The following is a 12,253-nucleotide window of genomic DNA, read 5'->3' on the forward strand; positions in this document are numbered from 1 at the left end:
TACTTCAGTTCACAGAGTTATCTTATCCCCCGACCTCTTCTGGTAGCGACTGACATCGCGAGTGGCGCTTACGCCGCGGCCACGAGCCCGGCGATGAGGGCCGCGAGCCCAAACTCAAAGGTCTCCATTGTCACGGTTGTGCGCAGCTCGGCGGCGTGTGCGCGTGCGCGCTCCTCTGCGCTCGTCAGGTGCGGGGCGAGCTCGGGGTTGTTGACGGGGCGCAGATTGTCCTCGGGCGCGAGCGAGTCGAGTGCCGAGCCGATGACGAACGATTCGATCGCGACGATGGCGGGCACGATCCGCCTCTCGGGGTAGCCGTCGCGGCGCATCGCCGAAGCGATGCGCTCGTAGTCAATGATCGACTCGGGCTCATCGTCCACCGGCATGGTTGCGAGCGCGGCAATGATGCCGGGGTGTGCGCCGAAGGTTGCCCGGTAGGCGCGCGCCCACGCGGCGATCGCGACATGCCAGGGGCGCGTCTCGAAGCCGTGGTCGCCCACCCGGCGGGTGAGCTGGCCGCGCATGCCGGCGATGAGCTCGTCTTTGCCTGAGAAATAGTGGTGCAGCGCGGAGGGGCGCACCTCAAGGTTTCGCGCGAGCGCGGCGAGCGTGAAATCGCCGCCCTTGGTGTCGGCGAGCTCAAACGCCGCCTCGAGAATGCGCTCGCGGGAGAGCACCGCTTTGCGGGGCCGACCGGCGGGTCGATGTGCCTCGGGAGCCGTTGTCATTGCGCATCCTTGTCTCGCGGGGTTGCAGACATTATTGAATCTGCGTAAATTAAAGTTGCTCCGCGTCTCTGTCGAGGATACGGGGTCACACGAACCAAGGGGGACCACCGTGCGAGAAACGACCGCAGACCTGATCATTACGGGCGCGCGCGTGCACTCAATGGTGGCTGGCGACGGCTCTGACGCTTCACGCGCCATTGCCATCGCCGGTGGTCGAATTCTCGCGCTGGGGAAGCCCGAGGAAATCGACGAAGCCTTCCGTGGCCCCCGCACCCGGGTGGACGACGCGAGCGGTTCGACGGTCACGCCGGGCCTCATCGATGCTCACTTGCACCCGATCCAGGGTGTCGAACTGTGCCAGGGCGCCGATCTCGGCGGCGTGCGAGACCTCCGCGAGCTGCGCACAGCGCTGCTCGCCGAGACCGAGCGGGTGCGCGCGGGAGCCAGTGGGGGCTGGGTCCGCGGGTGGAATCTCGACTACGCCGTGTTTGACGGCGCGCCGCTCACCTCGCAGTTCCTCGATGACGTCGTGGGGGAGTTGCCCGCGATGGTGTTCTTCTTCGACTTCCACACGGCGGTCGCGAGCACGGAGGCCCTGCGGCGAGCCGGTATCACCGGCGCACGCTCGTTCGAGGACACCTCGGAGATCGTTGTCGGCCCCGGGGGGACGCCGACCGGCGAACTGCGCGAGGACAGCGCGTACCAGCCGATCCTCGAGATCGCGCCGAAGCCGAGCCGTGAAGAGACGCTCGAGGCAGCACGTGCCACGTTCGCAAAGATGCGCCGCTCGGGCCTCACCGGCGGGTCGATCATGGACGGCAACACCGAGACCCTCGACCTGCTCGAGGCGCTCGATGGGACCGGCATGGGTCTGCCCGTGCGCATCGTGAGCGCGATGGACATTAAGCCGAGCTACTCCGCCGAGGTTCGTGCCGCGATCAAAGCGCAGGTTGACCGAGGCGGTAGCCGCTGGCGCGGCGGCGTCATCAAGCTCTACGCTGATGGCGTGATCGATACTGGCGCCGGCTGGCTCTATGAGGCCGACGCCGACGGCGACGGCACGACTGGGTTCTGGCCCGACCAGGCTGATTTCGCTGCGACCGTTCGCGAATTTACCCAGGCGGGCTTCCAGATCGCGACCCACGCTATTGGTGACCGCGCGGTCGGCGAGACGATCACCGCGTACGAAGCGGCTGGCCCGATCGCGCGCACCGGGGTGCCGCACCGCATCGAGCACCTCGAAACGCTCACCCCGGCCGATGTCGTGCGCCTCGCGGCGAGCGGGATCACGGCGTCCATGCAACTGCCGCACCTCCAGTGGCGCATCCCCGACGGGAGCGACGAGTGGGCTCGCCGCCTCGGCCCCGAGCGCGCATCGCGCGGCTGGGCGGCGGGCACGGTGCTCCGCGCGGGGGCCCCGCTCGCCCTCGGCTCGGACTGGCCGATCGCCGACCTCGACGCGCGCGTGGGCCTCGCCTGGGCGATGCTCCGCCGCGCCCCGGGCGACACGGATGGCTTCGTCTACGAGCCAGCAGAACGACTTACCGCCGCTCAGGCGCTCCACGGATACACCCGCGGTGCAGCGCTCGCACAGGGCGACGACGACCTCGGCATCATCCGTGCCGGTGCACACGCAGACCTCACTGTGTGGTCTGAAGATCCGCTCGAGGTGCCAGGCGACGATCTCGCCAAGCTCCCCGTACGCGCGACGTATCTCGACGGGCTCCACACCTCCCACACCGAGTAATTCCATCCCACCCATCGAGCGGCACCGTCGCTCCCTCGAAAGGCCACCGTGGTCCAAAACACTGCACTGGCGCTGCTGCCAGTCATAACCGTCCTTGTCGTGTCGGTGCTCACCAAGCGAGCGCTCCTCGGCCTGTTCTCGGGCGCCATCGTCGGCGCGATCCTCATCGGCGGCTGGGGGTTCTTCGATTCCCTCGTCGGGCTCGTCGGTTCATCGCTGTCAAACGAGACCGTGCACTGGCTCGTGCTCGTCGTCGTGCTGTTCGGCATTCTCATCGCCTACTTCAACGTGTCGGGGGCGGTGAACGACTTTGCGAAGTGGACAGAGCGGTTCGTAAACTCCCGCCGCAAGTCGCTGCTGCTGACCTGGCTGCTGACGATCGCGCTGTTCATCGACGATTACCTGAACGCGCTCACCGTCGGCACCTCCATGAAGCGCGTGACCGACCGCTACAACGTGCCCCGCACAATGCTTGGCTCGATCGTCAAGCTGACGTCGGCTCCGATCGCCGTGGTCATCCCGTTCTCGACCTGGGCGATCTTCTTCTCCGCGCTGCTCGAGCAAGACGGCGTCACGGTCAACGGCTCGGGCTTCGGCGCCTACATTGCAGGTCTGCCCTACGTCTTCTTCGGCTGGATCGCGCTCGCGGTTGGCCTGCTCCTCGCCCTCGGCGTGCTGCCGCTCGTTGGCCCGCTCAAGCGTGAGCAGCTGCGCGTCGACCGCACCGGCGACCCGCTGCCCGAGGGGCTTACCCCCGAAGAGCGCGCCTTCGAGCTCGCCGAAGACGGTGCCGAAAGCAAGCGCCCGCTTCCCTTCAACTTCCTGATCCCGATTATCACGCTCGTCGTCGTGACGATCCTTACCGAGGTCGACATCGTGAAGGGCGCAGCGGCTGCTGTCGTCGTCGCGATCATCCTCTACCTCGTCCAGCGCCGCATGACGTTCAAGGACGTCGTGGAGCAGGCGTTCGAGGGCATCATGAGCATGGCCTACGTCATGGTGCTCTTCGTGCTCGCCTTTATGGTCCAGCAGATCAACATGGACCTCCAGCTCGCCGACTGGGTCATTGGCGCGACCGAGCCCATCATGAACGGCGCGCTGCTGCCCGCCATTGTGTTCCTCGTGTGCGGCCTGTACGCCTACGCCACGGGTGCGTTCTGGGACCTCGCGGCGGTCATCACGCCCGTCGTGCTGCCGCTCGCGATCGCCGTTGGCGTTGACCCCGTACTTGCCGGCGCAGCCGTGTTTTCGGGTGCTGCGCTTGGCTCCACGACTTGCCTGTACGGCGACGGCATGATTCTCGCGTCGAAGTCGGTTGGCGTGAAGCCGTTGAACCTCATGCTCTCGATCCTGCCCTACGCAGGGTTCGCGGCGGCGCTGTCGTTCATCGCCTACCTCATCGCGGGCTACGTCTCCTTCGGGGGCTAGCACCGCGCCGGTTCACGGTCGGCCACGACTGGGGCGCCCCGTGCCGCGAGAGCGGTGGGGCGCCCCTTGTCGTTGTGCGGCGTACACAGAGCGTTGATAGGTTGGCACGAGAACCCCATCAAGCGACCCCACGGAGGCCACGCATGCGCGCACCACTCACCTCGCTCTCGCAGTACCAAACTTCGCGCCGGCGCGCGGGTGGCGCAGCTGCGGCGCTCGCGATCACGGCGGGTCTCCTGCTATCGGGCTGCACGTCGCCGAGCGCGGCCCCCGAGACGAGCGACCCGGGCGGCGTCGTCGTGATCCCGGAGACCGCGGCGGCGGGCCAGATCGAGTGGGCTCTCGGCCTGCTGAACGCCGATACCGACGTGACCGTCGACCAGCTCGAGGGCCGGTTCACGAAGGAGTTCCTCGCGCAGGTGTCGGTGGAAGATCTCGCGGCGCAGCTGAACGAGGGCGTTCGACCCCTGAAGCCCTTTAAGACCACTGCGTACACCGATGTGAGCGACGTGCTTGGCGCGGCACGAATCACCGCCGCGAACTCCGAATCGTTCTCGCTCGAGGTGCGGGTCGAGCCCGACGGCACGATCTCCGAGATGCTGATCCGCCCGGCAGCGAACTAGCGGCTACGAGAGCTGCGCGGCGACCGCGCGCAGCACGTCCTCGGGGGCGATATCCGTGCTGAACGAAGTGACGACAACGCGCGATGCGCCGCGCTCGCCGCCAAACCACGGGGCGAACCTGCCCAGTAGGTCAGTCAGTTCGCGCTCGAGCTCTTCGAACGCGTGATTGTCACCGAACTTCATCCAGCGGCGCAGCGCGGCGTTGTGAACGGCGACGATCGCGGCGGCGGCAGCGATCGAACCCCAGTCCGGGGTGCCAGGGGCGGCGACCCGCGCGAGGTAGCGCTGGAACATGCGCTCGTAGCGGTGAGTGATGACGAGCTCGCGCTCGCGGAGTAGGGGAGTGCTGCGGAGCAGCTGCGAGCGCATCCTGGCGGTCACGGGGTCGCGCGTGAGTACGCGCGAGACCTCGAGTGTGCCCTGGGCGATGGTCGCCGACGCGCTGAGCTCTGAGGCATCGAGCTGCTCCTGCAGCTGGCTGAGCGCGAGGTCGTGGTCGGCGAAGACGACGTCTTCCTTGCTGCCGAACCGCCTGAAAAAGGTGCTGCGACTCATGCCGATCGCGTCAGCAAGGCTGCTCGTCGTTGTCTGCTCGTAGCCGTGCTCGGTGAGGTAGCGCACCGCTGTCGCCTGCGGTGACGCCGCTGCCGTTGTCTGCGGGGGCGCGTTCCTGTCGCTCATGAGTGAAAGCTAGCACAGGGGTGAGACGCGGTCTCGCATATGTTTTGGCAGCCGCAAGCGGAATTCTCGGGTCTCAGCCTCTGGGTGTCCTTGCTTTGAGACTGAGTGTCAGGCATACTTCTGGTGACGCGCGCCGCGACCCCTGGCGCGCACCGGACGACAAACGATGGAGTGTCGAGTATGGCAATCGCAAATTTCGCCCCGCAGAGTGTTCCCGACGCTGCGACGTACGTGCCGCCTGTCGCGGACTACGCCTTCTTGCTCGGCGAGGCCTTCGGAACCGATGTGGTGGCCCGCGCCACCGGCGGCGCGCTCAGCGCCTCAGACGCGGGTGACGCCCTTGAAGCGGCTGGCGAGTTCGCCGCCGAGGTGTTCGCGCCGCTGGATCGCGTCGGCGACCAGCAGGGCTCGCAGCTCGTCGACGGAAACGTGCGCACGCCCGACGGCTTCAAGGAGGCCTACAAGTCCTTCGCCGAGGCGGGCTGGGTGTCGGCCTCGGTCGCTGAGGAGGCCGGGGGAGACGGGCTTCCCGGATCCGTCACTGCCGCGCTCTCGGAGTTCTGGAACGCCTCGAACGCCGCCTTTGCGCTCTGTCCCGGCCTGAGCCACGGTGCGATCCGAGCTATCCAGGCGAACGCCTCTGACGAGATTCGCGCGGCCTACCTCCCGAAGCTTGTGAGCGGCGAGTGGACCGGCACTATGAACCTCACCGAGCCGCAGGCCGGCAGTGACCTTGGCGCCGTGCGCACGATGGCGCGCGACAACGGTGACGGCAGCTGGGCCGTGAGCGGCCAGAAGATTTTCATCACCTGGGGCGACCACGACGTCGCCGACAACATCGTCCACCTCGTCCTCGCCCGCACAGAGGGTGCGCCCGAGGGGCACCGCGGCCTGTCGCTCTTCGTCGTGCCGAAGTTCACACTCGACGCAGCCGGCGCTCCGGGCGAGCGGAACTCCGTCGTGACGGTTGGCCTCGAACACAAGCTTGGCATCCACGCGAGCCCGACCTGCGTGCTGCAGTTCGAAGACGCGACGGGCTACCTCGTCGGCGAGCTCAACCAGGGCCTCATGGGCATGTTTGTCATGATGAACGAAGCGCGCGTCGGCATCGGCGTGCAGGGCCTCGGCGTCGCAGACCGCGCCTACCAGCGCGCGCTCTCGTACGCGCACACCCGCGTGCAGGGCGCCGTGCTCGGCTTGCCAGACGGCACGCCGATCGCCGGTCACCCCGACGTTCGTCGCCTGCTGCTGTCGATGTCGAGCCGCATCTCTGCGATGCGGGCATTCTCCGTGCTCGTCGGCGACGTGCACGACCGCGCCGAATCCGATGGCACGGGGGCACTTGCAGAGCTCTTCGTTCCTATTCTCAAGTCGTGGCTCACCGAGCAGGCAGTGCACGTGTCGTCTGACGCTGTGCAGGTGCACGGCGGTATGGGGTTCATTGAGGAGACCGGCGCGGCGCAGCACTTCCGCGACTCGCGCATCCTGCCCATCTACGAGGGCACCACAGCGATCCAGTCGAACGACCTCGTCGGGCGCAAGGTGCTCCGTGACGGTGGTCAGACGATCGGGCAGGTGTTCGCGATGATTCGCGAGCAGCTCCAGGCGCTCACCGCGACGGGCGACACCACCGCGACCCGCGTGGCAGAGCGCACCGAGCGGGCCGTGGCCTCCGCCGAGCGCGCGACGCAGGCGCTCCTGGGGTTCGCGTCGAGCCCGCGCGACGCGTTCGCGGTGTCGGTGCCGTTCCAGGAGATGCTCGCGACCCTCGTTGGCGGGTGGATGCACGCGACGATCGCGACCGCGGTGCTCGGGCACAGCGAGCGCTCGGCCGACGACGTGCGCCGCCTCAGCGAGGCCGACTTCTACAGCGCGCACCACCTCGCGCAGGTGCACGCGCTCGCAGAGACCGTCGCGGCTGGCGAGATCGGCGAGTAGTTCGATCCCTCTCGCGTGACGCAGGGCGCCTGTCACTTGGGTGGTGGGCGTCCGCTTGCGTTTTCGCGCCGGGCCTCGTCGTCGGCCGGGCTGCGTGTACGAGTTGTTAGACCTGCACCGTGTGCTTTGAATCGAGCGCGCTGATCGAGCGCCGCACGGCCTCGGCGAGCTGCCGCACCGCGGCACTCGGGCCGGCGGGCCCCGCGGGGGCCGCAAGCAGCAGCTCGCGCGTGAACCTGTCGTCGGCGATGGGCCGAAGCACGACGCCCTCTGGGGCGCTACTTCGCATGAGCGAGGGGACGAGGGCCACGCCCATGTTCGCCGCGATGAGACCGAGTACCACGGCGTAGTCGTCGGTGCGCACGGGCACGTTGAGCTTCACGCGGGTCTCGTCGAACAGTTCGCGCACGAGGTCGTCGAGCGTGTCGCCCGGCGTCGACCCCATCACCCAGTTCGCGCTGCCAAGCTGCAGCAGCGTGGCCGTGTCGAACTCCTCAATGTTCGCGAGTTCATGGTGCGCCGGCAGGGCGAGCAGCATCGGGTCGGTGAACACGTGGGTCGTGTGCACTTCTGACCTGAGGGGCAACGCGTAGCTGCCCGCCGCGTACACGAGTGCGGCGTCGAGCGTGTGCTGGTTGACGCCGCCGACGAGCGGCATGACCTCCGCGAGGGTGGCATCGAGCTCGATGCCGAGCTCCGAGAGGCGCGTGGCGATGCCGGGCAGGATCCGCGCCGCCGCGGTCGGAAAGATCCCGAAGCGGAGCCGAACGTGCCCCAGTTCGGCGAGGTCCCGCACGTCGGTGAGCGTGCGATCGGCCAGGCCGAGAATCTCCTCGCCGCGCTCAAGCATGAGGAGGCCTGCATTCGTGAGGCGGGAGCCTCTGCTGCTGCGCGCGGTGAGCTCCGTGCCGACGAGCCTGTCGAGGTTCTTGAGGTGGTAATCGACCGTTGGCTGGCTCCACCCGAGCCGGGCTGCCGCGCGGGCGACGGAGCCCTCGGCGGCGACCGCGCTGAGTGCCTGAAGCTGGCGGAGATCGATCATGTGGGCTCCCGGAATAGCTGAGGTTGCGGCGAAGAATTCAGCGCCCTGATACATACAGTATATGTCTCTAGGGAGCTGAATCGGGGGTTCTCCTGTGAGCTGCGCGAGGCCACTATGAAAGGTATGCCTATTGAGAATCATGTGACCCAACAGGACGCTCCCTACGCGTCCGCGCTCGAACGTTACGCAGACGCCGGTCCGCAGAGCCTCATGGTCCCTGGGCACGGCTGTGCGCCGGAGGCGGGCGGCGAGCACCTCGCTAAGCTGTTCGGTGACCGTGCAGTGCAGCTTGACGTGCCGCTCATGCTCGACGGGATTGACCTCGGGCCAGGATCCCCTCTCGCGCAGGCGCTCGAGCTCGCGGCCGGCGCGTGGGGCGCTCGCCGCACCTGGTTCCTCACGAACGGCGCTTCGCAGGGCAACCGCACGGCTGCCTTCGCTGTCCGCGGCCTCGGCGAGCGCGTGCTCATGCAGCGCAGCTCGCACTCAAGTTTCACCGACGGCGTGCTGCTCGCGGGCCTCATCCCCGCGTTCGTCGCGCCGAACGTCGACCACGACCACGGCATCGCACACGGCCTCACCCCCGAGGTGCTTGACGAGGCGCTCTCGACCGAGGCTGATGCTGGCCGCGCGGTGCAGAGCGTCTACGTGGTGTCGCCGAGCTACTTCGGGTCGACCGCGGATGTCGCTGGCCTCGCCCGCGTCGCGCACTCGCACGGCGCGGCCCTCATTGTCGACGGCGCGTGGGGCGCACACTTCGGGTTCCATGACGACCTCCCCGAGTCGCCCGTTCGGCTCGGCGCGGACCTGGTCATCTCGAGCACGCACAAGCTCGCGGGCTCGTTCACGCAGTCGGCAATGCTGCACATGGGCGACACCGAGTTCGCCGATCGGCTCGAGCCGCTCGTGAACCGCTCGTACACGATGACCGCGTCGACCTCCGCGAGCGCCCTGCTCATGGGGTCGCTCGACTCGGCCCGTCACGCGCTCATGAACGGGAAAGAGCAGATCGGGCGCTCGATCGAGCTCTCGGAGGAGTTCCGCGAGCGGCTTCGCGCGAGCGAATACTTCACCGTGATCAGCGACGATTTTGGCGACTTCCCTGACATCGTGAGTGTCGACCCGCTGCGCATCCCGATCGACGTGTCGCGCCTCGGCAAGAGCGGCCACTGGGTTCGGGATCGCATGATCTCTGAGTACGGTGTCTACTTTGAGATGTCGACGGCCACGACAATCGTTGCGGTGATCGGCGCTCTTGCCACCCCCGACATCGACCGCGTCATGGCGGGTCTCGAAGCGGTTGCCGCTGAGGCACTCGAGAGCAACGGCGGACCGAGCGAGCTTGGCGCGTTCCCGGAGCTTCCGGAGGCGGGCACGCTGCGCATGCTGCCGCGCGCCGCCTTCTTTGCGGAGAGCATCGTCGTGACAGCGCACCAGGCGATCGGTCAGATCTCGGCAGACACGCTCGCGGCGTACCCTCCCGGCATTCCGAACCTCGTGCCCGGCGAGGAGATCACGGAGGAGACCGTGACGTTCCTGCAGGCCGTTGCCTCGTCGCCGACGGGGTACGTGCGCGGTGCGGCGGACCCGCTCGTCGCGACGTTCCGCGTCGTACGCGACCCCCTCACGGCGAGCGCCAACTAAGTACAAGATCTGGTCGGGCCGGCTCGCGCGCTGGGAAGCCTCGCGGGCCGGCGGGCCTGTGCTTGGCACCGCCGCCATCCGCTGAAGAGCCCCCTCCCCGCACAAGAGGTACTTCCCAACCGTTCGATTGGGGTAGGCCTGCGGGGAAGGGGCTCTCCTGTGCGGACGAGGCGTGGTGCCACCAGCCAGGCCAGGCAGGGCTCGTCTTGGCCTGGCTTGGCTCGCGCGGGCGGGGCGTGCTGCCGCGTCCGGGCACAGCAAAGGGCGGGCCCGGCAAGAGCCGGCACCCGCCCTGTGCGAAGAAGCGTTAGGCCTTCTTCTTGCTCTTTTCGAAGAGGTTGCCGACGAGCGTCGAAGTCAGCAGGATGACGCCGAGCAGCACGATGCCGACGATCGAGATGGCGACAACGTCAACGGGCTGGCCAGCTGCCGAGAACGGTGCGTGCGTGTCGACCTTCTCGACGCCCTCCGACGCGAACGCGGGCGCGCTGACCAGAACGGTAGCGAGCGCGACAGAAGCGGCGGTTGCGATGCGTGTGCGGATCTTCACTGTGTCTCCTCAGAAATCTGTGAGCGCGCGGCATCATGCAGCGCACCCTGTCTATTCTGCCCTATTTTTCCGCGGCGCGTGGATAAGCTCTATTCATGAGTCTCGAACGCGAATCTACCGCCATTGACCAGATCGCTGAGGATTGGGTTGACGCGCTCACGGAGCACGATCCGATCACCGGCAGCTACATCGGCCGCGAGGGCGCCCACGCCCGCCTGAACGACTTCTCGCCCGCCGGGTCAGAGGCCGTCGCCGGGGTGATGCGCGACACCCTCGCGAAGCTCCGCGAAGCGACTCCCGCTGACGACGTCGACCGCGTCACGAAGATCGACCTGACGGCCGAGCTTGAGCTCTCGCTCGCGCGTCACGCGGCCGGGGAAGACCTGCGCAACCTCAACGTCATCGAATCACCGAGCCAGCAGGTTCGCGACATCTTCGACATCATGCCGAGCGACACCGAGGGCGACTGGGCCAACATCGCGGCGCGCATGGCCGCCGTTCCCGAAGCGATGCGGTCGTACCGCGAGTCGCTTGACGAAGGAGTCGCGCGCGGGCTGGTGCCCGCGCTGCGCCAGGTCCGCGAGGTCGCGGCTCAGCTGCGCCGCACCGCGGGGATGTCGCCGCTCATTCAGCCTCGCGGCGGGGTGCCGGGCGGCGCCGCCCCGGGCGACAAGCCGAAGGGGTTCTTCGCTGAGCTGGCAGAGCGCGCGGGGGAGTCGGTGCCCGAGTCGCTCCGTCAGGATCTCGCGAAGGCCGCAGGCAAAGCCTCTGAGGCGTACGCTGGACTCGCGAACTTCTTGGACACCCACCTTGCCGCGCACGCGCCAGAGATGGACGCGTTTGGGCGCGAACGCTACGAGCTCGCGTCTGAGGTCTTCCTCGGCGCGAAGGTCGACCTCGACGAGACCTACGAGTGGGGCGTTGAAGAACTGCGTCGCATGGTCGACGAGCAGGAGCGCATTGCAGGCGAGATCCTGGGCGAGAAGCCGCGCCCCGGAATCGTCGCCGACGCGATCAAGCACCTTGACGGAGACGCCTCGCGCAAGCTGCACGGCACCGACGCGCTGCAGAAGTGGATGCAGGAGACGAGCGACCGCGCCGTCGCCGAGCTCGGCGCGACCCAGTTCGACATTCCCGAGGAGATTCGCACCCTCGAGTGCATGATCGCCCCGACGCAGGAGGGCGGTATTTACTACACCGGCCCCTCGAGCGACTTCTCGCGGCCCGGCCGCATGTGGTGGTCCGTGCCCGAGGGCGTCACCGAGTTCGACACGTGGCGCGAGCTCACGACCGTCTACCACGAGGGTGTGCCCGGGCATCACCTGCAGATCGGCCAGGCCGTCGTGAACAGCGGCACGCTCAACGAGTGGCGCCGCCAGCTCGCGGGCAGCTCGGGGAACGCCGAGGGTTGGGCGCTGTACGCCGAGCGCCTGATGGAGCAGCTCGGTTACCTCGACGATCCCGCCGACCGGCTCGGCATGCTCGACGGCCAGCGCATGCGCGCCGCCCGCGTCGTGCTCGACATCGGTGTACACCTCGGCAAGCAGCGCCCCGACGGCGGCGGTGTCTGGGACGGCGACTACGCGTTCGAGTTCCTCGCAGAGAACGTCAACATGAACGACGGCTTCGTGCGCTTTGAGGTGCTCCGCTACCTCGGCTGGGCGGGTCAGGCTCCCTCCTACAAGATCGGGCAGCGCATCTGGGAGGAGCTGCGCGACGAGGCCAAGGGCCGCGCCGAGTCAGGCGGCGGGGCGTTCGACATCCGCGATTTCCACCGCGAGGCACTGCAGCTCGGCGTCACTAGGCTCGACACCCTGCAAGCGGCAATGCGCGGCCAGCTCGCGGACTAGAGTCGCAGCCTAGAGTCGCAGC

At 67.8% G+C, this 12,253-nt stretch carries 10 protein-coding genes; 6 read left to right on the forward strand and 4 right to left on the reverse strand.

Translation table 11 applies throughout. The features are described from left to right. Positions 1-68: 68 nt before the first annotated feature. On the reverse strand, positions 69-728 hold the full coding sequence (locus FB468_RS00185; protein ID WP_170219585.1) for a TetR/AcrR family transcriptional regulator: 660 nt from the start codon (positions 726-728) through the stop codon (positions 69-71). Positions 729-837: 109 nt separating this feature from the next. On the opposite strand from FB468_RS00185, the gene FB468_RS00190 reads away from it, so the two are divergent. The 3 genes from FB468_RS00190 (at position 838) to FB468_RS00200 (ending at position 4,526) form a co-directional block, all read left to right on the forward strand. Further along, entirely contained in the window at positions 838-2,475 is a 1,638-nt protein-coding gene (locus tag FB468_RS00190) for an amidohydrolase (RefSeq protein ID WP_246055653.1), read from the forward strand. 48 nt (positions 2,476-2,523) lie between these two features. Beyond that, the gene (locus FB468_RS00195) at positions 2,524-3,903 is read left to right on the forward strand and encodes a Na+/H+ antiporter NhaC family protein (RefSeq protein ID WP_141885565.1); all 1,380 of its coding nucleotides are present in this window, start codon (positions 2,524-2,526) and stop codon (positions 3,901-3,903) included. A gap of 143 nt (positions 3,904-4,046) precedes the next feature. Continuing rightward, positions 4,047-4,526 carry a Cpe/LpqF family protein gene (locus tag FB468_RS00200; RefSeq protein WP_141885566.1) on the forward strand — a complete coding sequence of 160 codons (480 nt, stop codon included), beginning with the start codon at positions 4,047-4,049 and terminating at the stop codon, positions 4,524-4,526. Between the two features lie 3 nt (positions 4,527-4,529). Here the strand turns inward: FB468_RS00200 and FB468_RS00205 are convergent, their stop codons facing one another. Then, positions 4,530-5,207, reverse strand: coding sequence for a TetR/AcrR family transcriptional regulator (locus tag FB468_RS00205; protein ID WP_141885567.1), 678 nt, complete (start codon positions 5,205-5,207; stop codon positions 4,530-4,532). A gap of 180 nt (positions 5,208-5,387) precedes the next feature. Between FB468_RS00205 and FB468_RS00210 the strand changes: the two genes are divergently transcribed. Then, positions 5,388-7,145 carry an acyl-CoA dehydrogenase family protein gene (locus FB468_RS00210; protein ID WP_141885568.1) on the forward strand — a complete coding sequence of 586 codons (1,758 nt, stop codon included), beginning with the start codon at positions 5,388-5,390 and terminating at the stop codon, positions 7,143-7,145. A 106-nt stretch (positions 7,146-7,251) separates the two neighbouring features. On the opposite strand, the gene FB468_RS00215 is transcribed toward FB468_RS00210, so the two are convergent. Further along, positions 7,252-8,187 carry a LysR family transcriptional regulator gene (locus tag FB468_RS00215; RefSeq protein WP_141885569.1) on the reverse strand — a complete coding sequence of 312 codons (936 nt, stop codon included), beginning with the start codon at positions 8,185-8,187 and terminating at the stop codon, positions 7,252-7,254. A gap of 123 nt (positions 8,188-8,310) precedes the next feature. Between FB468_RS00215 and FB468_RS00220 the strand changes: the two genes are divergently transcribed. Further along, the gene (locus FB468_RS00220) at positions 8,311-9,831 is read left to right on the forward strand and encodes an aminotransferase class I/II-fold pyridoxal phosphate-dependent enzyme (protein ID WP_246055654.1); all 1,521 of its coding nucleotides are present in this window, start codon (positions 8,311-8,313) and stop codon (positions 9,829-9,831) included. 307 nt (positions 9,832-10,138) lie between these two features. Here the strand turns inward: FB468_RS00220 and FB468_RS00225 are convergent, their stop codons facing one another. Further along, the gene (locus FB468_RS00225) at positions 10,139-10,381 is read right to left on the reverse strand and encodes a hypothetical protein (protein ID WP_141885571.1); all 243 of its coding nucleotides are present in this window, start codon (positions 10,379-10,381) and stop codon (positions 10,139-10,141) included. Between the two features lie 95 nt (positions 10,382-10,476). Here FB468_RS00225 and FB468_RS00230 point away from each other — a divergent pair, with 95 nt between their 5' ends. Beyond that, complete coding sequence (locus tag FB468_RS00230) at positions 10,477-12,231, forward strand: DUF885 domain-containing protein (RefSeq protein ID WP_141885572.1); 1,755 nt, start codon at positions 10,477-10,479, stop codon at positions 12,229-12,231. The last annotated feature ends 22 nt before the right edge of the window (positions 12,232-12,253 follow it).

It is taken from the genome of Leucobacter komagatae, assembly GCF_006716085.1.
In the GTDB taxonomy this organism is placed as follows: Bacteria; Actinomycetota; Actinomycetes; order Actinomycetales; family Microbacteriaceae; genus Leucobacter; species Leucobacter komagatae.